Source organism: Citrobacter sp. Ce104 (assembly GCF_030334595.1).
GTDB lineage: Bacteria > Pseudomonadota > Gammaproteobacteria > Enterobacterales > Enterobacteriaceae > Citrobacter > Citrobacter europaeus.
The window spans coordinates 149,355-172,613 of record NZ_JAOWDP010000058.1 but is presented as its reverse complement, the minus strand read 5'-3'; the positions used below and the strand labels follow the sequence as shown (position 1 = coordinate 172,613).

Sequence of the window (23,259 nt, the reverse complement as noted above, 5' to 3'; positions counted from 1 at the left end):
TCAGATGAATAAAATTATATTAAGCGATAAAAATCAAATTATACAGAGAGATATTCCCGACGAAATCGAACTGAAAATCCGTTTTTATCCAGACAATAGCAAGCCATATAAATATATTATATTCAACCTGACAACCCGAATGTTTCGATTAAAATAGTTACACTAACCATGAATAAAAACAAATAAAAATAGGGACAATTTTCTCTGAACCGAGGGATAAGTAACAAAACTGGATGAGCACAATTCCGAAAATGACACAAAAATCCTGATGCGGACTTCCAACTTATGAAAAATACATAACCACAAAGAAATAGTAAATACAAATAGCCATGACAGGCCAATAAAATAATTCAAAGGAAAATATTCAAGAGCGGCATTCATTTATTCAATACCAAACCCGACCCTGTAACACTTTACTGCAGAGGGAGTTTTGCCTTTACTGTTGCGGCAACTTCCTGCAACGTTCATTTTTAACTGTACAAAATAACAGTACAATCATGTAAACCAGGCTATAATAATGCCTGGTTTTTTAATGGATACGCAGCGTGGCGCAGGCAGGCTTTATTTTAACCCGGCACTGGCGGGACACCCCGCAGGGAACTGAGGTCTCATTCTGGCTGGCTACAGACGACGGGCCGCTGCAAGTCACGCTCGCGCCTCAGGAGTCGGTGGCGTTTATTCCTGGCAGTCAGGTTCCTCGCGTAACATCATTATTACGCACTGAAAACGGCTATCGCCTGACGCCGCTTCAGTTGCAAGACTTCCACCGCCAGTCCGTTTCCGGCCTGTATTGCCGCTCACATCGCCAGCTTATGCGCCTGGAAAAACTGCTGCGCGAAAACGCGGTTACTGTCTATGAGGCTGACGTGCGCCCGCCGGAGCGGTATCTGATGGAGCGCTTTATCACGTCCCCTGTTTGGGTTGAAGGCGACAGACATAATGGCACGCTGGTTAATGCCCGGCTGAAGCCGAACCCGGATTATCGACCGCCGCTGAAATGGGTATCGCTGGATATCGAAACCACGCGCCACGGCGAACTCTACTGTATCGGTCTTGAAGGCTGTGGGCAGCGTATTGTCTACATGCTCGGCCCGGAAAACGGCGACGCCTCAGCGCTGGATTTTGAACTCGAGTACGTCGCAAGCCGCCCGCTGTTGCTGGAAAAACTTAACGACTGGATTGCCCGTCACGATCCCGATGTGATAATCGGCTGGAACGTCGTGCAATTCGATTTACGCGTCCTGCAAAAGCATGCCGAACGTTACCGTATTCCTCTGCGTTTTGGTCGTGATCATAGCGAGCTGGAGTGGCGCGAGCATGGCTTCAAAAACGGCGTGTTCTTCGCACAGGCTAAAGGTCGCCTGATTATCGACGGCATCGAGGCGCTCAAATCCGCATTCTGGAATTTCTCGTCATTTTCGCTGGAGACGGTGTCGCAGGAGCTGCTGGGCGAAGGGAAGTCAATTGATAATCCCTGGGACAGGATGGACGAAATCGATCGCCGGTTTGCCCAGGATAAGCCCGCGCTCGCCACCTACAACCTCAAAGACTGTGAGCTGGTCACGCGTATTTTTCATAAAACCGAGATCATGCCATTTCTACTGGAACGATCGACGGTCAATGGCCTGCCGGTCGACCGGCATGGCGGCTCCGTTGCCGCCTTCGGCCATCTCTACCTGCCGCGAATGCACCGGGCGGGTTACGTGGCGCCAAATCTGGGGGAGGTTCCCGCACACGCCAGCCCCGGCGGCTACGTAATGGACTCACGCCCGGGTTTGTACGACTCCGTGCTGGTACTGGATTACAAAAGTCTGTACCCGTCAATTATCCGTACATTTTTGATCGATCCGGTGGGACTTATTGAAGGGATGGCACATCCGGATCCGGAGCACAGCACCGAAGGATTCCTTGACGCCTGGTTCTCACGCGAAAAACATTGCCTGCCGGAAATCGTTACCCAGATCTGGCATGGGCGCGATGAAGCCAAACGCCATGGCAATAAGCCGCTCTCGCAGGCGCTGAAAATCATCATGAACGCATTTTACGGCGTGCTTGGCACCACCGCCTGCCGTTTTTTCGACCCGAGGCTGGCTTCGTCTATCACCATGCGCGGTCACGCGATCATGCGTCAGACCAAAGCGCTGATTGAAGCTCAGGGTTACGACGTTATCTATGGCGATACCGACTCGACCTTTGTCTGGCTTAAAAAGGCGCACTCAGAAGAGGATGCCGCCCGGATTGGCCGTGAGCTGGTGAGCTATGTCAACGACTGGTGGGCGCAGTCGCTAAAGCAACAAAACCTGACCAGCGCGCTGGAACTGGAATTTGAAACCCACTTTTGTCGCTTTCTGATGCCAACCATTCGCGGTGCAGATACCGGCAGCAAAAAACGCTACGCCGGGATGATTCAGGCGGGCGCTGAGCAGCGCATGGTGTTTAAGGGGCTGGAAACGGTACGAACCGACTGGACACCGCTGGCCCAGCAGTTTCAGCAGGAGTTGTACCTGCGAATTTTTCGTAACCAGCCCTATCAGGAGTTCGTTCGCGAGACTATCGACCGTCTGATGGCGGGTGAACTGGATGAACAACTGGTGTACCGTAAGCGTCTGCGCCGCCCGTTGAGCGAATACCAGCGCAATGTTCCGCCACACGTGCGCGCTGCGCGGCTAGCCGATGAGCAGAATGTCAAACTGGGGCGTCCACCGCAGTATCAGAATCGCGGTACGATTAAATATGTCTGGACGATTAATGGTCCAGAACCTGTTGATTATCAGCAGTCTGCTCTCGATTATGAGCATTATCTGACCCGTCAGATCCAGCCGGTCGCCGAGGGAATTCTTCCCTTTATTGACGATAATTTTGCTACACTACTCACAGGACAACTGGGGTTATTTTGACGCGTGACGAAACCGCCGCCATCCAGTACCATAGCGCCCTTTCCATTCCTGGACCCATTTAACACCACTACCACTGATTTATTAGCCTGGTAGCGGGGTCGTATGCTCTCAATAACGGGGATTAGCCCGGAAAATGACGAGTATTGCCTGCAATTAAAGATATAGAGCCGAACATATATGCCTTTTACACTTGGTCAACGCTGGATCAGCGATACAGAAAGCGAATTGGGACTTGGTACTGTTGTCGCCATGGATGCGCGAACCGTCACTTTACTTTTCTCATCGACGGGCGAAAACCGTCTGTATGCGCGCAGTGATTCCCCCGTGACCCGCGTGATGTTCAATCCTGGTGATACGATAACGAGCCATGAAGGCTGGCAACTGCATGTCGATGAAGTAAAAGAAGAAAACGGCCTGCTTGCCTATATCGGAACCCGCCTTGATACAGAAGAAACCGGTGTAACGCTGCGTGAAGTGCTGCTCGACAGCAAACTGGTATTCAGCAAACCACAGGATCGCCTGTTTGCCGGTCAGATTGACCGTATGGACCGCTTTGCGCTGCGCTATCGCGCGCGTAAATTTCAGAGCGAGCAGTACCGTATGCCATGGAGTGGTTTGCGTGGTCAACGTACCAGCCTGATCCCCCACCAGCTCAACATTGCCCATGATGTTGGCCGCCGCCATGCTCCTCGCGTTCTGCTGGCTGATGAAGTTGGTTTAGGTAAAACCATTGAAGCCGGGATGATATTGCATCAACAGCTACTTTCCGGCGCTGCAGAACGCGTGCTAATCATCGTCCCGGAGACGCTACAGCACCAGTGGCTGGTCGAAATGCTGCGCCGTTTCAACCTGCGCTTTGCGCTGTTCGATGATGAGCGTTATGCAGAGGCGCTGCACGACGCCTACAACCCGTTTGAAACCGAACAGTTGGTTATCTGCTCGCTGGACTTTGCCCGTCGCAGTAAACAGCGTCTGGAGCACCTCTGTGACGCCGAATGGGATCTGCTGATCGTTGATGAAGCCCACCACCTGGTGTGGAGCGAAGACGCGCCCAGCCGTGAATATATGGCCGTTGAACAACTGGCAGAGCGCGTGCCGGGTATCCTGTTGCTGACCGCAACGCCTGAACAGCTGGGCCTGGAAAGCCACTTTGCGCGCCTGCGCCTGCTGGATCCAAACCGTTTCCACGATTTCGCCCAGTTTGTTGAAGAACAGAAAAACTACCGTCCGGTCGCCGACGCCGTCGCCATGCTGCTGGCTGGCAACAAGCTGAGCAACAATGAGCTGAACATGTTAGGCGACATGATTGGCGAACAGGATATTGAGCCGTTATTGCAGGCGGCAAACAGCGACAGCGAAGACGCCCAGAGCGCACGTCAGGAGCTGGTTTCGATGCTGATGGACCGCCACGGCACCAGCCGCGTGCTGTTCCGTAATACCCGTAACGGTGTGAAAGGCTTTCCGAAACGCGAACTGCATACCATCAAATTACCGTTGCCAACCCAATACCAGACGGCGATTAAAGTCTCCGGCATTATGGGCGCGCGTAAGAGTGCGGAAGACCGGGCGCGCGACATGCTCTACCCGGAACAGATTTATCAGGAGTTCGAAGGCGACACCGGCACCTGGTGGAACTTTGACCCACGCGTGGAATGGCTGATGGGCTACCTGACCAGCCACCGCTCGCAAAAAGTACTGGTCATCTGCGCGAAAGCCACCACCGCGCTTCAACTGGAGCAGGTACTGCGCGAGCGTGAAGGTATCCGCGCCGCCGTGTTCCATGAAGGGATGTCGATCATTGAACGTGACCGCGCGGCGGCCTGGTTTAGCGAAGAAGATAGTGGCGCCCAGGTGATGCTGTGCTCTGAAATCGGCTCCGAGGGGCGTAACTTCCAGTTCGCCAGCAATCTGGTGATGTTTGATCTGCCGTTCAACCCGGACCTGCTGGAACAGCGTATTGGTCGTCTGGACCGTATTGGTCAGGCGCATGATATCCAGATCCACGTTCCATACCTGGAAAAAACCGCGCAATCCGTGCTGGTGCGCTGGTACCACGAAGGTCTGGATGCGTTCGAACACACCTGTCCGACCGGACGCACCATCTATGACACAGTCTATAACAATCTGATCGGCTACCTGGCTGAGCCAGAAAACACCGATGGCTTTGACGATCTGATCAAGACCTGCCGCGAACAGCATGACGCGCTGAAAGCACAGCTGGAGCAAGGGCGCGATCGCCTGCTGGAGATCCATTCGAACGGCGGCGAAAAAGCTCAGCGGCTTGCTGAAAGTATTGAAGAGCAGGACGACGATACCAGTCTGATCGCCTTCGCGATGAACCTGTTTGATATCGTTGGTATTAATCAGGATGACCGTGGCGACAATTTGATCGTGCTGACACCGTCCGATCATATGCTGGTGCCAGATTTCCCTGGACTGCCGGAAGATGGCTGCACCATTACGTTTGAGCGCGATGTCGCCCTGTCACGTGAAGACGCACAGTTTATTACCTGGGAGCATCCGCTGATCCGCAATGGTCTGGATCTGATCCTCTCCGGCGACACCGGTAGCAGCACCATTTCGTTGTTGAAAAACAAAGCGTTACCGGTCGGTACTCTGCTGGTTGAACTGGTCTACGTTGTGGAAGCGCAAGCGCCGAAACAGCTGCAGTTAAACCGTTTCCTGCCGCCAACGCCGGTACGTATGCTGCTGGACAAAAACGGCAATAACCTTGCCGCGCAGGTTGAATTCGAAACCTTTAACCGTCAACTCAGCGCCGTTAACCGCCATACCGGCAGTAAACTGGTCAACGCCGTCCAGCAGGATGTTCATGCCATTCTGCAACTCGGCGAAGCGCAGGTGGAAAAATCGGCCCGCGCGTTGATCGACGCGGCGCGTAAAGAAGCGGACGAGAAGCTGACGGCAGAACTCTCCCGTCTGGAAGCGCTGCGCGCCGTTAACCCGAATATCCGTGATGACGAACTCAGCGCAATTGAAAGCAACCGTCAACAGGTGATGGAAAGCCTGGATCAGGCAGGCTGGCGTCTGGATGCCCTGCGCCTGATCGTCGTGACGCATCAGTAACGGAGCCATACATGGGGATGGAAAACTATAATCCGCCGCAGGAACCCTGGCTGGTTATCCTGTATCAGGATGAGCACATTATGGTGGTCAACAAACCGAGCGGCTTGTTGTCCGTGCCGGGCCGTCTGGATGAGCACAAAGACAGCGTGATGACGCGCATTCAGCGCGATTATCCGCAGGCTGAATCCGTACATCGTCTGGATATGGCCACCAGCGGCGTGATTGTAGTGGCGCTAACGAAAGCGGCAGAGCGCGAACTAAAGCGCCAGTTTCGCGAACGTGAGCCGAAGAAACAGTATGTTGCGCGCGTGTGGGGGCATCCCGCTCCTGCCGAGGGACTGGTTGATTTACCGCTGATTTGCGACTGGCCGAACCGGCCAAAGCAGAAAGTGTGTTATGAGACCGGAAAATCGGCGCAGACCGAGTATGAGGTGGTGGAGTTCGCGGCGGATAATACCGCCCGGGTTGTGCTCAAACCCATTACCGGACGCTCCCACCAGCTGCGTGTGCATATGCTGGCATTAGGGCATCCGATCCTGGGCGACCGCTTCTACGCCCCGCCACAAGCCCTGGCGTTAGCACCGCGCCTGCTGCTGCACGCAGAGATGTTAACCATCACCCATCCCCAATACGGCAACAGTATGACGTTTAAAGTCCCGGCGGATTTTTAAATTCTGAGCCAATTTATGCCGGGGGCGCTTCGCTTGCCCGGCCTACATTCATTAACGTAGGTCGGATAAGGCGCTAGCCGCATCCGGCAATTCAATCACTTGAATCCTTTTTGATCCTTAATCAGCTCGTAAGCTTTTTGAATTTCCTGCGCTTTTTGCTTCGCCATTTCCATCATTTCTGGCGGCAGGCCTTTCGCCACCAGTTTGTCCGGATGGTGCTCGCTCATCAGCTTACGGTATGCGCGCTTAATGGTGGTCGCATCATCGGTCGCTTTCACTCCCAGTACATTACAGGCATCTTCCAGCGTCGGGCCGCGTTGCGCCTGCTGCCAGCCACCGCCGCCGGACTGCTGTTGATACCCGCCGCCAAACTGCGCGCCGCCCTGCATCATACGCAGGAACTGATCAAATTGGGTACGTGAGATCCCCAACTCTTCAGCAATCACATACAGCACTTCACGCTCGTTAGGATGCAACGACCCATCGGCAAATGCCGCCTGGATCTGAATCTCCAGAAACATGCGGATCAGATCGAATCGACCAAAACAGACGCTGCGAAACTGACGCATCTTTTCACGTAATGGGTAATTATCCGATTTTCCCACCCGGAAGGCGTGTTGCGCGGCGGTGCGCGAATCACCGTGCAAATTCATCCGATCCATCAATTGGCTGGCGATATGAATATCGGCTTCCGTGACGCGACCTTTGGATTTGGTCAGATGCCCCATCACCTCAAAAGTGGTGGCAAAAAACAGCGCCTGGCGTTCACGTTGGTTGGCAAACCACGCCATTTTGCGCATGCGGGCTTTGTCGAACATGTGGCCAACTAACAGGCCCAGAACCACACCCCAGAAGCCGCCGCCCATCATTAAGGCCACGGCTACACCAATTATCTTTCCCCAATACTGCATAGACTCCCCAAACCTTTATGCTCTCAGCCAGGCTATGTCCCACAATATAAGGTGCTTTTACCGATTTGCGGCTGCGGTCAATTGTGGGACATCGCCTATAATTTGCATTATCATACCTGTCATTCAATGCCGTGCCTAACACCACAAACGCTATACCCGTTGGATTTCGAGTTGCAGCAAGGCGGCAACGTAGTGAGTCCCCTGGAGCTTACCCATGTAAGTGACTGGGGTGAACGAGGAAGACAACGACGATGCAGCTTGAAAGGTGGCGGGTATAAAATGGGCAGGATTAATACTAGCGAAGTGAAGATGAGATAAGTTAGGCTGTGACCGTTTGTCACGCGCGACGCTACTGATGATGGAACAATAAATACAACGTATGAAAAAACGTATTCCCACTCTTCTGGCCACCATGATTGCCAGCGCCCTCTATAGCCATCAGGGCCTGGCAGCCGATCTCGCCTCACAGTGTATGCTGGGCGTGCCAAGCTATGACCGTCCTCTGGTACAGGGCGAGACCAATGAATTACCCGTCACCATCAATGCCGACAACGCCAAAGGGAATTACCCGGATGACGCGGTGTTTACCGGCAACGTGGACATCGCACAGGGTAATAGCCGCCTGCAGGCAGACGAAGTGCAGCTTCACCAGAAGCAAGCCGATGGCCAGCCGGAGCCAGTACGTACCGTCGATGCGCTGGGCAATGTCCATTATGATGATAATCAGGTTATTCTGAAGGGGCCGAAGGGCTGGTCTAACCTGAATACCAAAGATACCAACATCTGGGAAGGTGATTACCAGATGGTAGGCCGTCAGGGGCGCGGAAAAGCCGACCTGATGAAGCAGCGTGGGGAAAACCGCTATACCATTCTGGAAAACGGTAGCTTCACCTCCTGTCTGCCAGGTTCCGATACCTGGAGCGTTGTCGGTAGCGAAGTCATTCATGACCGTGAAGAACAGGTCGCGGAGATCTGGAACGCCCGCTTTAAACTGGGTCCGGTTCCGATCTTTTACAGTCCTTATTTACAGTTGCCCGTTGGTGATAAGCGCCGTTCCGGTTTCCTGATCCCGAACGCAAAATATTCTACCAAGAACTATTTTGAGTTCTACCTGCCGTACTACTGGAACATTGCGCCCAATATGGACGCCACTATCACGCCGCATTATATGCACCGTCGTGGCGGGATCATGTGGGAGAACGAATTCCGCTACCTCACTCAGGCTGGTGCGGGCCTGATGGAGTTCGATTATCTGAACTCCGATAAAGTGTTCGAGGATGAAAATCCGAGAGATGACAATTCACGTCGCTGGCTGTTCTACTGGCAGCACTCTGGCGTGATGGACCAGGTGTGGCGTTTCAACGTCGACTACACCAAAGTCAGCGACTCCAGCTACTTTAACGACTTCGATAATAAATATGGTTCCAGTACCGACGGCTACGCCACGCAAAAATTCAGCGTTGGCTACGCGGTACAGAACTTTGACGCCACGGTATCGACCAAGCAGTTCCAGGTCTTCGCTGATCAGAACAACAGTAGCTACTCCGCTGAGCCGCAGTTAGATGTCAACTTCTACCAAAATGACGTTGGTCCGTTTGATACCCGCATTTATGGCCAGGCGGTGCATTTCGTTAACACCAAGGACTACATGCCGGAAGCAACCCGCGTTCACCTTGAACCGACGATTAACCTGCCGTTGTCGAATAACTGGGGGAGTATCAATACCGAAGCGAAGCTGCTGGCGACACACTATCAGCAGACCAATCTGGATTGGTACAACAATAACCCGAGTAACGTTAACAAGCTCGACGAGTCAGCCAACCGCGTCATGCCGCAGTTTAAAGTTGACGGCAAGATGGTATTTGAGCGTGACATGCAAATGCTAGCGCCGGGCTATACCCAGACGCTGGAGCCGCGCGCGCAGTACCTGTACGTACCGTATCGCAACCAAAGTCATATCAATAACTATGACTCATCCCTGCTGCAAGCTGACTATAGCGGCCTGTTCCGTGACCGCACTTATAGTGGTCTGGACCGTATCGCTTCCGCCAATCAGGTGACGACCGGGGTCACATCTCGCGTTTATGATGACGCAGCCGTTGAACGTTTTAATATTTCTGTGGGTCAAATCTACTATTTCACCGAGTCTCGCACCGGCGATGACCATACAGAATGGGAGAATGACGACAAAACGGGCTCACTGGTATGGGCGGGCGATACCTACTGGCGCATCTCCGATCGCTGGGGTTTACGCAGTGGGATCCAGTACGACACGCGTCTGGATAGCATCGCAACCAGCAATAGCAGTATCGAATACCGCCGCGACGAAAACCGTATGCTGCAGCTGAACTACCGTTATGCCAGCCCAGAGTACATTAAGGCCGCTGTACCTTCACGTGATGTAACTAACGCCCAGTATGAAAACGGGATTTCGCAGGTGGGCGCAGTGGCAAGCTTCCCGATCGCCGATCGCTGGTCGATTGTCGGAGCTTACTACTTCGACACCAACGTGAACAAAGAAGCGGACTCCATGCTGGGCCTACAGTACAACTCCTGCTGTTACGCCATTCGCTTCGGCTACGAACGTAAGCTGAACGGTTGGGATGACACTCAGAAACATGCAGTTTATGACAACACGATCGGCTTTAATATCGAACTGCGCGGCCTGAGCTCCAACTACGGTCTCGGCACCAACCAAATGTTGCGTTCGAACATTTTGCCGTATCAAAGCTCTTTATGATCTGATTGATTTACAACGTAATCCGCATTGCGGTTAATTGAAATGGAAAAAGTATGAAGAACTGGAAAACGCTGCTTCTCGGTATCGCCATGATCGCGAATACCAGTTTCGCTGCCCCACAGGTAGTCGATAAAGTCGCAGCCGTCGTCAATAACGGCGTCGTTCTGGAAAGCGACGTCGATGGCTTAATGCAGTCAGTAAAACTTAATGCAGGTCAGGCTGGTCAGCAGTTACCGGACGATGCCACGCTGCGTCATCAGATCCTGGAACGTTTGATCATGGATCAAATCCTCCTGCAGATGGGTCAGAAGATGGGTGTGAAAATCTCTGACGAGCAGTTGGATCAGGCTATCGCCAATATCGCCAAGCAGAACAACATGACGCTGGATCAGATGCGCAGCCGTCTGGCACAGGATGGCTTAAGTTATTCGACCTATCGTAGCCAGATCCGCAAAGAGATGACCATCTCTGAAGTGCGTAATAACGAAGTTCGCCGTCGCGTCACTATCCTGCCTCAGGAAGTGGATGCCCTGGCACAGCAGGTCGGCAACCAGAACGATGCCAGCACCGAGCTGAACCTGAGCCACATTCTGATCCCATTACCGGAAAACCCAACTTCCGACCAGGTCAACGCGGCTGAAAGCCAGGCGCGCTCGGTTGTTGATGAAGCGCGTAACGGTAGCGATTTCGGCAAACTGGCCATCACTTATTCAGCCGACCAACAGGCGCTGAAAGGCGGCCAGATGGGTTGGGGACGTATTCAGGAGCTGCCGGGTATCTTCGCCCAGGCGTTAAGTACCGCGAAAAAAGGCGATATCATCGGCCCAATTCGTTCAGGTGTCGGCTTCCACATCCTGAAAGTGAACGACATGCGTGGCCAAAGCCAGAGCATCTCCGTGACTGAAGTCCACGCCCGCCACATTCTTCTTAAGCCGTCGCCGATCATGACCGATCAACAGGCGCGTCTGAAGCTGGAACAAATCGCGGCAGATATTAAGAGCGGTAAAACTACCTTCGCGGCAGCGGCTAAAGAGTTTTCTCAGGATCCCGGTTCTGCTAACCAGGGCGGCGATCTGGGCTGGGCTGCAGCGGACATTTTCGACCCTGCTTTCCGCGATGCGCTGACCAAACTTAATAAAGGCCAGATGAGCGCCCCGGTGCACTCCTCTTTCGGTTGGCATTTGATCGAACTGCTGGACACGCGTAACGTTGATAAAACTGACGCGGCGCAGAAAGACAGAGCTTACCGTATGCTGATGAACCGTAAATTCTCGGAAGAAGCAGCAACCTGGATGCAGGAACAGCGCGCCAGCGCCTACGTTAAAGTTCTGAGCAACTAATGACTCGTACTCAACGCGTTGTTATCACTCCCGGCGAACCCGCCGGGATTGGCCCGGACCTGGTGGTTCAGCTCGCCCAGCGCAAGTGGCCTGTAGAACTCGTTGTCTGTGCGGATGCAGCACTCCTCAGTGACCGGGCAGCGATGCTCGGTTTACCGCTTTCACTCCTCCCATACTCTCCAGATATCCCAGCCAAACCGCAATCAGCAGGCACATTGACGCTGTTACCGATTGCGCTGCGGGCACCTGTTGTCGCGGGTCAGTTGGCGGTAGAGAACGGGCAATATGTAGTGGATACGCTGGCTCGCGCCTGCGATGGTTGTCTGCAAGGTGAGTTTGCGGCGCTGATCACCGGTCCGGTTCACAAGGGTGTAATCAATGACGCAGGCGTCCCGTTTACCGGGCATACCGAGTTTTTTGAAGAGCGCTCACAGGCAAAGAAAGTCGTCATGATGCTGGCGACGGAAGAGCTGCGCGTTGCCCTGGCAACCACGCATTTGCCGCTCAGAGCCGTTGCCGATGCTATTACGCCCGGCCTGCTTCAGGAAGTGATCGGCATTTTGCATCATGATTTGCGCACCAAGTTCGGCATTGCCGATCCGCATATCCTGGTGTGCGGTTTAAACCCGCATGCTGGTGAAGGCGGTCATATGGGAACGGAAGAGATAGACACCCTCATTCCGGTACTCGATGAACTGCGTGCGCAAGGGATGAAATTAAACGGTCCGCTGCCCGCAGATACGCTGTTTCAGCCCAAATATCTCGACCACGCGGATGCCGTGCTGGCAATGTACCACGATCAGGGTCTCCCCGTGCTAAAATACCAGGGATTTGGTCGCGGTGTGAATATCACGCTGGGCCTGCCCTTTATTCGCACATCCGTCGATCACGGCACCGCACTTGAACTTGCGGGTCGTGGGCAAGCAGATGTCGGCAGTTTTATTACGGCGCTTAATCTCGCCATCAAAATGATTGTTAATACTAATGAATAATCGAGTCCATCAGGGCCACTTAGCCCGTAAACGTTTCGGGCAAAACTTCCTCAACGATCAATTTGTGATCGAAAGTATTGTCTCTGCTATCAACCCGCAGAAAGGTCAGGCTATGGTCGAAATCGGCCCGGGCCTGGCAGCATTGACCGAACCCGTTGGCGAACGCCTGGACAAGCTCACGGTCATTGAGCTGGACCGCGATCTCGCCGCACGCCTGCAAACACACCCGTTTTTAGGGCCAAAGCTGACGATTTATCAGCAAGATGCCATGACCATGAACTTTGGCGAACTGGCACAAACGATGGGTCAGCCGCTGCGCGTATTCGGCAACCTGCCGTACAACATCTCCACGCCGCTGATGTTCCATCTTTTTACCTATACTGATGCCATTGCCGACATGCATTTCATGTTGCAAAAAGAGGTGGTCAATCGTCTGGTTGCAGGGCCAAACAGTAAAGCGTATGGTCGATTAAGCGTCATGGCGCAGTATTACTGCAATGTGATCCCGGTACTTGAAGTGCCGCCATCTGCATTTACGCCTGCGCCTAAAGTCGATTCCGCCGTCGTGCGTCTGGTCCCTCACGCGACAATGCCGTACCCGGTTAAAGATGTCCGTGTGCTGAGCCGTATTACCACCGAAGCGTTTAATCAGCGCCGTAAAACGGTGCGTAACAGCCTCGGTAACCTGTTTAGCGTTGAAGTACTGACAGAGCTGGGCATTGATCCGGCGATGCGAGCGGAAAATATCTCTGTCGCGCAATACTGCCGGATGGCTAACTATCTGTCAGAAAACGCGCCATCGAAGGAGAGTTAAACATGATCAATTCGCCCCGAGTGTGCATTCAGGTACAAAGCGTCTACATTGAGGCGCAATCCTCACCTGATGATGAACGTTACGTTTTTGCTTATACCGTGACTATCCGCAATTTGGGGCGAGCGCCTGTGCAGCTGTTGGGGCGTTATTGGCTGATCACCAATGGTCATGGTCGCGAAACCGAAGTTCAGGGCGAAGGTGTGGTTGGCGTTCAGCCCCACATCGAACCTGGCGAAGAGTACCAGTACACCAGCGGTGCAGTGATTGAAACGCCGCTGGGCACCATGCAGGGTCATTACGAAATGATTGATGAGCAAGGAATCGCCTTTACCATCGACATTCCCGTGTTCCGACTCGCCGTTCCTACACTCATTCATTAAAACAATAGCTATGGCAACATACCTCATTGGCGACGTTCACGGTTGTTACGATGAACTGGTAGCCTTGCTGCACCAGGTAGACTTTAATCCAGAACAAGACACCTTATGGCTCACCGGCGATCTGGTCGCCCGTGGGCCAGGGTCGTTAGACGTTTTACGCTACGTTAAATCGCTGGGCGACAGCGTACGGTTAGTCCTCGGCAATCACGATTTACACCTGCTGGCCGTGTTTGCCGGCATCAGTCGGAATAAACCAAAAGATCGGCTTACGCCGCTGCTTGAAGCACCGGATGCTGATGCATTGCTTAACTGGCTCCGCCGCCAGCCGCTGTTGCAGGTAGATGAAGAGAAGAAACTGGTGATGGCGCACGCAGGGATTACCCCACAGTGGGACCTGCAGACGGCGAAGGACTGTGCTCGCGATGTTGAAGCCGTATTGTCGAGCGATTCGTATCCCTTCTTCCTGGATGCGATGTATGGCGACATGCCAAACAACTGGACCCCGGAACTGACCGGTCTGGCCCGCCTGCGTTTTATTACCAATGCGTTTACCCGCATGCGTTACTGCTTTCCCAATGGTCAGTTGGATATGTACAGCAAAGAGTCGCCAGAAGATGCGCCAGCCCCGCTGAAGCCGTGGTTTGCCATTCCAGGCCCAGTCAGTGAAGCCTATAGCATTGCTTTCGGGCACTGGGCATCGCTGGAGGGCAAAGGCACGCCAGCAGGTATTTACGCGCTGGATACGGGGTGTTGCTGGGGAGGCGATCTCACCTGTCTGCGTTGGGAAGACAAACAGTACTTCGTGCAGCCATCAAATCGCCATTTGAATCTGGATCCCGGCGAGGCGGTCAACGCCTGATAGTCGTCTGCCGGATGCGGTGCTCGCACCTTATCCGGCCTACGAATCTGCCATCAGGCACCCAAATTAACGACGCTCCAGAATCTCGAAGCAATAGCTGTGGGAGTTTTGCGCGTCGGCATCGTGGAATTCACTGAACACCGATTCCCAGTCATCCGGTTCGTAGTCCGGGAAATGCGTATCCCCTTCAACTTCCGCATCGATGTGCGTCAGATACAGTTTCTGCGCTTTCGGCAGGAACTGCTCATACACACGTCCACCGCCAATCACCATAATTTCAGGTTCATCGCCGCAGGCCGCAATCGCTTCATCAACAGACTTCACCCACTGCACGCGATCGTCGGTGCCTGGCTTGCTGCTGATGACGATATTTTTACGCCCAGGCAACGGTCGCCCGATGGATTCCCAGGTGTGGCGTCCCATGACAACCGGCTTATTTAAGGTATTACGTTTAAACCAGGCGAGATCGGCAGGTAGGTTCCACGGCATGGCGTTTTCCATACCGATGACGCGATCTACCGCTAACGCCGCAATCAGACTGATCATTGAATGTTTCCCGGATACAAAAAAATTGTCGCCACTATACGGAAAGCGCAATCTTTCGTCGACTGGCGGAAAGAGGATGAGCATGAAAATTTTCCGTTCTGCTGGCGAACCGACCTATTTAAGGTGGTACGCCAGCATTACAGTAGTTCAAAAACAGCCAATTAGCAGTAAAGTTTGCAGAACATCACATTTTTTACCCTATGCTGACGGTTTCACTTCCGGCTCATCGGCGACGTCGCCCGTATGCTTACCTTCATCCGTGCCTTGCCAGCCATGGCGTTGAATCAACGATAAGTGCTGACGATCTTCCGCAATAATTTCACTCAGCATTGCGCTGGTGCGTTTATAAACCGCCGCGCGGGAAGTCGCGTCATTTTCCCCTTTCACCATCTCCTCAACCATCAGCGTATTGAAGCGGCGGAATACGTCGGCCCGCTCTCGCGCTTCATAGCGGCCAAGCCCGAGCCCTTCCAGTGCCAGGCGTCCGGTCTTCAGTGCGCCTTCAAAGGTTTCACGTTCCGGCATATCCACGCCCGCCTGGCGCAGCCGGATGTAATGATCCACGTCGCGCGCACGGGCAATAATTTGCAGATGCGGGAAATGCTCCTTCACCATTTCGGTCAGTTGCAGGCTGGTTTGCGGATCGTCAATAGCGTTAATAATGACTTCGGCTTTAGCCGCCCCGGCAGACTCGAGCAGATCCATCCGGGTCGCATCGCCATAGAATACCTTCATGCCGAATTTACGCAGCGTTTCGATATGGTCCGGGTCATGGTCAAGAACCACCATTTTGACCCCACTCGACAGCAACAGACGACCGGTTATCTGGCCAAAACGCCCGAACCCGGCGATGATCACCCGCGGCTGTTCCTCGTCAATTTCATCGGCCTCCCGCTCTTCACCGGTCGCCGATTTTTCCAGACGCGTCAAAATCACCAGTAAAATCGGCGTGGCCGCCATCGACAGCGCCACCGCCAGCGTCAGAGATTTCGCCCAGTCAGGGTCAAGCACGTTTGCCATTTGCGCCGCGCCAAACACCACGAAGGCAAATTCACTGCCCTGCCCTAATAATACGGCAAACCAGCGACGTTGCTTATTCGGCACCTGCAACGGTTTCGCTATCAGCCACAGCATGACGGTTTTGATAACCAGGAAACCGACCAGCAGGATGATAATACGCAAGGGATTATCAATCAGCGTACCAAAGTCGATAGACATCCCCACGCCGATAAAGAACAGTCCCAGCAACAACCCTTTAAACGGCTCAATATCGCTTTCCAGCGCGTGGCGATACTCAGAGCTCGCCAGCAGCACACCGGCCAGGAATGCCCCCATCGCCATCGACAGTCCAACCTCTTCCAACAGCAGACCGAAGCCAAACACGAGGAACAGCGCAACGGCACTGAACACTTCCCGCAGGCCCGAGCGGGCGACAAAACGTAAGGCCGGACGTGTCACATAACGCCCCAACACCACCACCAATACCAGCGCGCCCGCCACCTTAAGGGCAGACAATGCAAACGCCCCAAGCGTTGTTGATGCGCCGCTCGCCGCCAGTAATGGGATCATCGCGACCAGTGGAATAGCGGCGATATCCTGGAACAGCAGCACGGCAAATGCGCTACGCCCCAGTTGCGACACCATCAGGTTACGTTCATTCATCGCCTGCATAGCGATGGCCGTGGAGGAAAGCGCCAGCGTCATGCCGATCAGTTCCGCTACCTGCCAGCGCAGGCCAAGGAACATACAGAACAAACCAATCAGACCACCGCAAACCACCATCTGCAGCGCGCCGCCGCCGAACACCGAGGCTCTCAGTTTCCACAAACGTTGCGGATCCAGCTCCAGGCCGATAACAAACAGCATCAGCACCACGCCGATCTCCGCAAAATGCAGGATTGATTCGGCGTCCGTCACCAGCCTCAGACCCCAGGGTCCGATAATACATCCGGCGATAAGATACCCCAGCACCGACCCCAGCCCCAGCCGCACGGCGATGGGGACAATCAGTGCCGCCGAGCCGAGATAAATCAGCGCCTGTATCAGCGTATGGCTATCCATGATGAACCTCCTGCCACTCCAGCAGACGTTGTTTGTAATGACGCGCCTGCGCCTGCAGGGTTTCATCATCGCAGATAAACGTACAGTGCATCGCAAACGGCGGCAGCCATTTGAGGCCACAATAAAGCGCCGTTGCCTGTAAGGGCTGGGAGAGCACATCAAATCCAGGATGGGAGCCAATATCAAAGTGGTTTTCACCGCCGCCGGTGGTCACTGCCCATAGCAAATGCTTGCCGTGGAGCGCAGTTCCACCGTGACCGTACGCCCAACCGTGCGAAAGGACCTTATCCATCCACAGCTTGAGTAACGGAGGTGTGCTATACCACTGCATCGGATGCTGCCAGATGATCAAATCAGCGCGCGACAGCGCATCCTGTTCAGCGGCAATATCGATATTGAAGTCGGGGTAGAGCTGGTAGAGCGAGCGGATCTCCACGCCCTCCAGCGTCCTTGCCTGTTCAAGCATCCGCTTATTCGCATGCGAGTGCTGCGGATAGGGATGCGCATAAATGATGAGGATCATGATTAGCCTGTTTCACTGCATTATTGTAATAACAGTGAGTTTAGTCAGTTAATCCACAGGCTAACAGTCAATATTATTGAGTAGATAAATGGAAAAATCTGAGTTAGTTGTCCAGCTCGCTCATATCTTTAACCTGGTCGCGGTTAATCTGCTCCGTCTTACCCGTTTGCGCATTTTTGTACGATACCAGGCCGGTATCATCATCGACTTGCGGTTTGCCGTCAGTGACGATTGTTTTGCCATCGGTGGTTTTCACCGCCTGGTTTGAGGAACAACCGGCTACGGTAAACAGTGCTGCTGCGGTAAAAATAGACGTGATCAGGATATGTTTTTGCATGGTGTTCTCCCTGCTTTTCAGTTGTTTTCAGTAAAATACCCAATTAACTGTAGGCTAACTGACTGAGTTGCAGGAAAAATACAGAACACTCCTAATAGCCTGTCCTGGTCACGGGCTTACTGCGAATCGTCATTTGACTGGTTTGCGCCAGCGTCAGCCCCCGCGTTTCCGGCGCGAAAGCAATCGACACCAGCAGGCCAATCAGCGAAATTCCCGCCCCCATCAGCATGACATTACTGATGCCGTATTTGCTAATGAATACCGGCAGGGCCCAGGTTGAAACAATAGTGCCGATGCGGCTTAACGACATTATCACCCCGACGGCAGACGCGCGAATATCGGTAGGAAACAGTTCGTTCGGGTATAGCCACTGCAGGTTTCCTGGTCCCCCCGAGAAAAACGCGTATACGGCAAACGCCAGCACCACCAGCCACGCCCCCATATCAGGGATTAACCCCAGCACGGCCAGCGCCAGCGTCATCATAATAAAGCTGCCAATCAACAGCGGTCGGCGGCCCGCGCTATTGAGCCAGAACATGGGAGGAATGCACCCCAGCATAAAGCACAGGCTTATCACCACATTGCCCAACGCGGCGCTTTTCCCGGCACCAAGCCCCAGCAACCCAACAATCTGCGGACCGAAGGTATAGATGGCGAACATCGGGATCACCTGACAGGTCCAGATAACGGCGACAAACAGAACAAACGGGAAATGACGGCGATTAAACAGCTGTAAGAAGCGCGTCTCCTGCGGCGCTTCTTCGTCGAACACCACCGGTTCGCCGAACAGTTTGATCATCATCTCCTCGCACTCTTTCACCCGCCCTTTACGCAGCAGCCAGCGCGGGGATTCAGGAAGATCGAAACGTCCAATCAGAATCAAAATGCAAGGGATCACCGCGCTGCCCAACATCCAGCGCCATCCACCCTCAACATCATACAAACAGTAACCGACCAGGTCGGCACAGGTGGCGCCGACATACCACATCGCGGCGATAAAACCGATGGAAAAAGCGCGCTGGCGGGTATTGGAGAACTCGGTAATCATCGAGGTAGCGATCGGGTAATCAGCACCAATCACAATGCCGATTAGCACGCGCATCACCAACAGCTCAACGGGCGAGGAGACAAACATGGTTGCCGCCGATATCACGCCAATGGCGATAATATCGATGATGAACATTTTGCGCCGCCCGACCTTATCGGAAATGTAGCCAAACAGCGACGTCCCCACAAACAGACCGGCGAGCGTGCCAGCGCCTAGCAGACCAATCCACTGTGCGTCCAGTTTCAATGCTGGCGTGAGCTGTTCCAGCGCCACGCCAATCATCACCAGCACATAACCATCCAGAAACGGCCCACCGCTTCCCCACAGCATTATCCGGCGGTGAATAGAGGTAAATTTGATGTCATCAAAGTTCCTGGGCTGCTGCATAGCGACTTCCTGTTTCAACACGGGCAAAGCGTCATCTGTAGGCCGGATAAGGCGTTTACGCCGCCATCCGGCATTGGCGCCACATGATTGCCGGATGGCGATGCTACCGCATCTTATCCGGCCTACGGGGGCACAACCTCGTACTTATTAGCCGTAGCGAAATTCCACGCCAAAGGTTCCGCGCGGGTATTCCCACTTTTCCAGCGCGGTATCAAGTCCGAGAATGCGGCACGTTCCGCACTCCAGGCACCCGGCGTAATCAAAACGCACACTGCCGTCGTCCTGCTTTTTATACAGTCCAGCCGGACAGGCCTTAATCAGCACTTCCAGCGCCTGTTTATCAGGTTCGGTTTTGAGAATGATATGCGGGCTGTCTTCATCCACATTGAACTTATTGACGCCCAGTTTGACGTCCACATTGACGGGAGATGTCATAATACGGTCACTCCTTTCAGGCCATCTTTCATCAGGTTGATGAAGCCCACTTTCTTCGCATGGCGCAGGATTTTTTTGCGCATTGGCACCGGAGCGGAACCATCCACGGTGAACAGGTCGCGCGCGATACTGACCGCCATTTCAGGATAGGCGGTAAACATGCGTGGGTTATCAAGGAAAGCGGGAAGCTTCTGATACATGCGCATATCGCGCATCGGACCCTCGTCGAGATGCTGACGATATTCGCCCAACGACTGCTTGCTAAAATCATCGCGCTTCATTGCGGAGAGCACCGTTTTCGCCGCCGCTTCGCCTGCGGATATGGCGAGATCCATACCGCGGATGGTAAAGCCGAGGTTCATACACATTCCGGCAGCATCACCGGCAATCAGGACGCCGTCACCCACCAGTTCTGGCTGCATATTGATACCGGCTTCCGGAACAACATGCGCGGCATATTCCACCAGCTTGCCACCGGCGATCAGCGGGGCTACTGCCGGATGCTGTTTGAAATCTTCCAGCATTTGCGGGACCGATTTTTTCGCGTCTTTCAGATGATGAAGGCCGCAGACCAGTCCCAGAGAAAGGGTCGTTTCATTCGTATAAAGAAAGCCACCGCCCATCAATCCATCGGTTGGCGAACCGGCAAACAGGCAGGCTGCGCCTTCGTTCCCCTGTAACTGGAAACGATCTTCAATTACCGATTTTGGCAGTTCGATCAGCTCTTTTACGCCGACGGCAACATGCGATGCCTCCACGCGCTTTGCCATACCCAGCTTTTCAGCCAGCAGAGAATTCACCCCGTCGGCGAGGATCACCACTTTAGCTTCCAGAATATCGCCGTCGGCTTCCACGCCCACGACTTTACCCTCGCGCTGCACAACGTTATCCACGCGAATACCGGTGATGAGCTGAGCGCCCGCCTCTTCGGCCTGCTCCATCAGCCAGGCGTCAAATTTACTGCGTAAGACGGAATAAGAAACCTGCGACGATGCGGCCTCTTCACCATTGCAGTAATCGATGGTCATCGCCCCTTTGTCGGTCATAAAGGCGAGTTTTTCGTGGGTGATGATGCGTTCAATGGGAGCTTGCTCAGCAAAACCGGGAATGATGCGCTCCAGGCTATGCGCATACATGCGCCCACCGGTGACATTCTTCGCGCCAGCAGAATTGCCGCGCTCGATAACCAGCACCTGTGCGCCTTCCCGAGCCAGCACCAGCGCCGCAACCGAACCCGCCAGACCTGCACCCACGATGATGGCATCAAAGATATCTTCGGACATACGTACTCCTGTCAGCGGCAGGATACCTTCGCATCCTGCCCGAATGGTTTAACGCGCTAAGGCAGCCGTCAGCGCAGGCAGGATCTTCAGCGCATCGCCAACGATGCCATAATCTGCATACTGGAAAATCGGCGCATTTTTGTCTTTGTTGATGGCGAAAATCGTCTGTGCGCCGTTGGCGCCGACCATATGTTGGATCTGCCCGGAGATCCCCACGGCCAGATACAGTTCAGGCTTAAGCATCAGGTTGGAGATGCCGACGTAGCGTTCATGCTCCATCCACTTCTCGTTTTCCGCCACCGGGCGGGAACATGCCAGCTCAGCGCCAATCGTCTGGCACAGCGCTTCTGCCAGCGAGATATTTTCTTTACTGCCGATACCGCGCCCCACGCTGACCACCAGACGGGCTTTATCGAGATCGACGCTGTTGCTCTGACGCGCCTGAGTGGCTGTACGCGTCACGGCAATGGCCGGAGCCTGCCACTGCACGGTGTGCACCTCGCCGCTGCGGGCGGTATCCGGTTGCTGCGCATCAAATGTTCCGCTGCTGAGCGTGATCACGGCAAACGGTGAGGCGATTGTTTCTGCTCCCATCGCCAGGCCGCCGTAGACCATATGTTTGACCGCCGCTTTTCCGTCCTGCACTGCAACTGCGCTGGCGTCATTTGAGACCGCAGCCGACAAGCGAAAGCCCAGCTTTGCCGCTAGCAGCTTGCCCCGACGCGTATTCGGCAGCAGCACCGCGCCGTCCTCGCTGTGCTGACGAATGGTCTCGGCCATCACATCGGCGTAGTCTTCAACCATACGGTCTTCGGGTTTGCCGCTGAGCAGCCAGACATGTTCCGCGCCTAAATGGCATGCCGTCGCGCCGTCCTCATCGCTGAGCACAAACGTGTTAACTTTTTCACCTAAAGCCTGCGCACCATTCATCAGTTCCGGCAGACGAGAAGGGGTATCGCTGAATACCCAGATACTGGAAAATTTGTTCATAACATCCCCTGATAATTAAATGATTTTGCGAAGATTCTCGACAAACGCGGCAATCTGTTCTTCACCGTCGCCTTCAATGACAACGCGCTGACGCTCGCGCTGCTTCGGCGCAGCAACCTGTTGTTCGGAATACGCCTGCGCGCTGTTCAACCCAATGTCTGCAGGCGACCAGACCTGAACCGGTTTTTTCGCTGCGCCAAGGATGGCTTTCATAGAAGGGATTTGTGGGGTGTTGATATCCGTAGAAACTGCGATCACCGCCGGGAGCGGGATGCTTAGCGTTTCAACTTCATCTTCCAGTTCACGCTCTACCGTCAACGTGCTGTCGGTAAGAGAGAGGATTTTACTCACGCCGTTAATCGCCGGAACGTTCAGCGCTTCGCCCACCAGCAGACCAACCTGCTGAGCATAAAGATCGGAAGAACCGTCACCGCAAATAAGCAGATCGAAACCTGACTTTTTCGCGGCGGCAGCCAGCGCGCTGGCCGTTTGTTGCGGCAGCGCCTGCTCGAATTGAGCGTCGATAACAACAATCAGTTCATCCGGGCCACGGGAGAGCACATCTTTGCGCCCTTTTGCATTAGTCAGCGCTTTGCCGCCAACGCTCATGGCGACAACCTGGGCCTCTCCTGCCTGTTGTTTCAACTGACAGGCCGTTTCGATCGCATTCAGATCGTATTGGCTGATTTTGCCATCTGCTTTGCTGAAATCGAGAGAACCATCAGCATTATTAATCACAATATCCTGTTCATCAGGTACGCATTTGTAGCAAGTAATTATCTTCATTGCATCTCCAGAAATCATGAAGGAAACGTATTTATATCGGCGGTGTTAAATACAGATATCACGCTCTTTAATTCGGAAATAAAACATTAATCACCAATATTGAAAATGTCACACATTGAAATTCGTAACTTTCAATAGTGTTACATGCCTCACCAATATTGAAAGAATCATGTCA

General features: G+C 53.8%; 19 protein-coding genes. 9 read left to right on the top strand and 10 right to left on the bottom strand.

The genetic code is table 11. The features are described from left to right. The first annotated feature begins 545 nt into the window (after positions 1-545). The 3 genes from polB to rluA all read left to right on the top strand — a co-directional run bounded on the left by polB (position 546) and on the right by rluA (position 6,652). On the top strand, positions 546-2,897 hold the full coding sequence (gene polB, locus OGW16_RS07395; RefSeq protein ID WP_043018403.1) for a DNA polymerase II: 2,352 nt from the start codon (positions 546-548) through the stop codon (positions 2,895-2,897). A gap of 177 nt (positions 2,898-3,074) precedes the next feature. Then, a complete protein-coding gene (rapA, locus tag OGW16_RS07390) occupies positions 3,075-5,981 on the top strand; it encodes an RNA polymerase-associated protein RapA (RefSeq protein ID WP_200008009.1) in 2,907 nt (968 codons plus the stop codon). Between the two features lie 11 nt (positions 5,982-5,992). Then, on the top strand, positions 5,993-6,652 hold the full coding sequence (gene rluA, locus OGW16_RS07385; RefSeq protein WP_043018401.1) for a bifunctional tRNA pseudouridine(32) synthase/23S rRNA pseudouridine(746) synthase RluA: 660 nt from the start codon (positions 5,993-5,995) through the stop codon (positions 6,650-6,652). Between the two features lie 95 nt (positions 6,653-6,747). On the opposite strand, the gene djlA is transcribed toward rluA, so the two are convergent. Continuing rightward, the gene (djlA, locus tag OGW16_RS07380; RefSeq protein WP_043018400.1) at positions 6,748-7,563 is read right to left on the bottom strand and encodes a co-chaperone DjlA; all 816 of its coding nucleotides are present in this window, start codon (positions 7,561-7,563) and stop codon (positions 6,748-6,750) included. A gap of 379 nt (positions 7,564-7,942) precedes the next feature. Between djlA and lptD the strand changes: the two genes are divergently transcribed. The 6 genes from lptD to apaH are packed head-to-tail and all read left to right on the top strand — an operon-like array spanning position 7,943 to position 14,688. Next, positions 7,943-10,303, top strand: coding sequence for an LPS assembly protein LptD (gene lptD, locus OGW16_RS07375; protein ID WP_080625733.1), 2,361 nt, complete (start codon positions 7,943-7,945; stop codon positions 10,301-10,303). Between the two features lie 53 nt (positions 10,304-10,356). Further along, on the top strand, positions 10,357-11,643 hold the full coding sequence (surA, locus tag OGW16_RS07370) for a peptidylprolyl isomerase SurA (RefSeq protein WP_003829603.1): 1,287 nt from the start codon (positions 10,357-10,359) through the stop codon (positions 11,641-11,643). Next, positions 11,643-12,635: a 4-hydroxythreonine-4-phosphate dehydrogenase PdxA gene (gene pdxA, locus OGW16_RS07365; RefSeq protein ID WP_080625734.1), complete on the top strand. Its 993-nt coding sequence runs from the start codon at positions 11,643-11,645 to the stop codon at positions 12,633-12,635. Before surA ends, pdxA begins: the two co-directional genes overlap by 1 nt. Further along, positions 12,628-13,449 (top strand): 16S rRNA (adenine(1518)-N(6)/adenine(1519)-N(6))-dimethyltransferase RsmA, encoded by an 822-nt coding sequence (rsmA, locus tag OGW16_RS07360; RefSeq protein WP_005124503.1) that lies wholly within the window; start codon positions 12,628-12,630, stop codon positions 13,447-13,449. Before pdxA ends, rsmA begins: the two co-directional genes overlap by 8 nt. Positions 13,450-13,451: 2 nt before the next feature. Next, positions 13,452-13,829 carry a Co2+/Mg2+ efflux facilitator ApaG/CorD gene (gene apaG, locus OGW16_RS07355; protein ID WP_003018867.1) on the top strand — a complete coding sequence of 126 codons (378 nt, stop codon included), beginning with the start codon at positions 13,452-13,454 and terminating at the stop codon, positions 13,827-13,829. A 10-nt stretch (positions 13,830-13,839) separates the two neighbouring features. After that, positions 13,840-14,688, top strand: a complete 849-nt coding sequence (gene apaH / locus OGW16_RS07350) for a bis(5'-nucleosyl)-tetraphosphatase (symmetrical) ApaH (RefSeq protein ID WP_286518204.1) — start codon at positions 13,840-13,842, stop codon at positions 14,686-14,688. Positions 14,689-14,754: 66 nt separating this feature from the next. Here the strand turns inward: apaH and folA are convergent, their stop codons facing one another. The 9 genes from folA to OGW16_RS07305 all read right to left on the bottom strand — a co-directional run bounded on the left by folA (position 14,755) and on the right by OGW16_RS07305 (position 23,084). Beyond that, complete coding sequence (gene folA, locus OGW16_RS07345) at positions 14,755-15,234, bottom strand: type 3 dihydrofolate reductase (RefSeq protein ID WP_003018873.1); 480 nt, start codon at positions 15,232-15,234, stop codon at positions 14,755-14,757. Positions 15,235-15,432: 198 nt separating this feature from the next. Further along, on the bottom strand, positions 15,433-17,295 hold the full coding sequence (kefC, locus tag OGW16_RS07340; RefSeq protein WP_043018396.1) for a glutathione-regulated potassium-efflux system protein KefC: 1,863 nt from the start codon (positions 17,293-17,295) through the stop codon (positions 15,433-15,435). Continuing rightward, positions 17,288-17,818 (bottom strand): glutathione-regulated potassium-efflux system oxidoreductase KefF, encoded by a 531-nt coding sequence (gene kefF / locus OGW16_RS07335; RefSeq protein WP_043018395.1) that lies wholly within the window; start codon positions 17,816-17,818, stop codon positions 17,288-17,290. Before kefF ends, kefC begins: the two co-directional genes overlap by 8 nt. A gap of 103 nt (positions 17,819-17,921) precedes the next feature. Continuing rightward, positions 17,922-18,155 carry a YgdI/YgdR family lipoprotein gene (locus OGW16_RS07330; RefSeq protein ID WP_003018880.1) on the bottom strand — a complete coding sequence of 78 codons (234 nt, stop codon included), beginning with the start codon at positions 18,153-18,155 and terminating at the stop codon, positions 17,922-17,924. Between the two features lie 91 nt (positions 18,156-18,246). Next, positions 18,247-19,590: an MFS transporter gene (locus OGW16_RS07325; protein WP_043018394.1), complete on the bottom strand. Its 1,344-nt coding sequence runs from the start codon at positions 19,588-19,590 to the stop codon at positions 18,247-18,249. Between the two features lie 147 nt (positions 19,591-19,737). Continuing rightward, entirely contained in the window at positions 19,738-20,025 is a 288-nt protein-coding gene (gene fixX / locus OGW16_RS07320; RefSeq protein WP_047406270.1) for a ferredoxin-like protein FixX, read from the bottom strand. Then, positions 20,022-21,308 carry an FAD-dependent oxidoreductase gene (locus OGW16_RS07315; protein WP_043018393.1) on the bottom strand — a complete coding sequence of 429 codons (1,287 nt, stop codon included), beginning with the start codon at positions 21,306-21,308 and terminating at the stop codon, positions 20,022-20,024. The genes fixX and OGW16_RS07315 overlap by 4 nt, the downstream gene beginning before the upstream one ends. A 48-nt stretch (positions 21,309-21,356) precedes the next feature. Beyond that, complete coding sequence (locus OGW16_RS07310; RefSeq protein ID WP_043018392.1) at positions 21,357-22,298, bottom strand: electron transfer flavoprotein subunit alpha/FixB family protein; 942 nt, start codon at positions 22,296-22,298, stop codon at positions 21,357-21,359. A 15-nt stretch (positions 22,299-22,313) separates the two neighbouring features. Then, positions 22,314-23,084: an electron transfer flavoprotein FixA gene (locus tag OGW16_RS07305; RefSeq protein ID WP_286518203.1), complete on the bottom strand. Its 771-nt coding sequence runs from the start codon at positions 23,082-23,084 to the stop codon at positions 22,314-22,316. Positions 23,085-23,259: the final 175 nt, after the last annotated feature.

Bases quoted from the DNA above. Each gene is read 5' to 3' on its own strand.
- apaH (WP_286518204.1), top strand. From the start codon at position 13,840: ATGGCAACATACCTCATTGGCGACGTTCACGGTTGTTACGATGAACTG.
- folA (WP_003018873.1), bottom strand. From the start codon at position 15,234: ATGATCAGTCTGATTGCGGCGTTAGCGGTAGATCGCGTCATCGGTATG.
- pdxA (WP_080625734.1), top strand. From the start codon at position 11,643: ATGACTCGTACTCAACGCGTTGTTATCACTCCCGGCGAACCCGCCGGG.
- djlA (WP_043018400.1), bottom strand. From the start codon at position 7,563: ATGCAGTATTGGGGAAAGATAATTGGTGTAGCCGTGGCCTTAATGATG.
- OGW16_RS07315 (WP_043018393.1), bottom strand. From the start codon at position 21,308: ATGTCCGAAGATATCTTTGATGCCATCATCGTGGGTGCAGGTCTGGCG.
- rsmA (WP_005124503.1), top strand. From the start codon at position 12,628: ATGAATAATCGAGTCCATCAGGGCCACTTAGCCCGTAAACGTTTCGGG.
- surA (WP_003829603.1), top strand. From the start codon at position 10,357: ATGAAGAACTGGAAAACGCTGCTTCTCGGTATCGCCATGATCGCGAAT.
- kefC (WP_043018396.1), bottom strand. From the start codon at position 17,295: ATGGATAGCCATACGCTGATACAGGCGCTGATTTATCTCGGCTCGGCG.
- fixX (WP_047406270.1), bottom strand. From the start codon at position 20,025: ATGACATCTCCCGTCAATGTGGACGTCAAACTGGGCGTCAATAAGTTC.
- rapA (WP_200008009.1), top strand. From the start codon at position 3,075: ATGCCTTTTACACTTGGTCAACGCTGGATCAGCGATACAGAAAGCGAA.
- OGW16_RS07305 (WP_286518203.1), bottom strand. From the start codon at position 23,084: ATGAAGATAATTACTTGCTACAAATGCGTACCTGATGAACAGGATATT.
- lptD (WP_080625733.1), top strand. From the start codon at position 7,943: ATGAAAAAACGTATTCCCACTCTTCTGGCCACCATGATTGCCAGCGCC.
- kefF (WP_043018395.1), bottom strand. From the start codon at position 17,818: ATGATCCTCATCATTTATGCGCATCCCTATCCGCAGCACTCGCATGCG.
- OGW16_RS07310 (WP_043018392.1), bottom strand. From the start codon at position 22,298: ATGAACAAATTTTCCAGTATCTGGGTATTCAGCGATACCCCTTCTCGT.
- OGW16_RS07330 (WP_003018880.1), bottom strand. From the start codon at position 18,155: ATGCAAAAACATATCCTGATCACGTCTATTTTTACCGCAGCAGCACTG.
- apaG (WP_003018867.1), top strand. From the start codon at position 13,452: ATGATCAATTCGCCCCGAGTGTGCATTCAGGTACAAAGCGTCTACATT.
- OGW16_RS07325 (WP_043018394.1), bottom strand. From the start codon at position 19,590: ATGCAGCAGCCCAGGAACTTTGATGACATCAAATTTACCTCTATTCAC.
- rluA (WP_043018401.1), top strand. From the start codon at position 5,993: ATGGGGATGGAAAACTATAATCCGCCGCAGGAACCCTGGCTGGTTATC.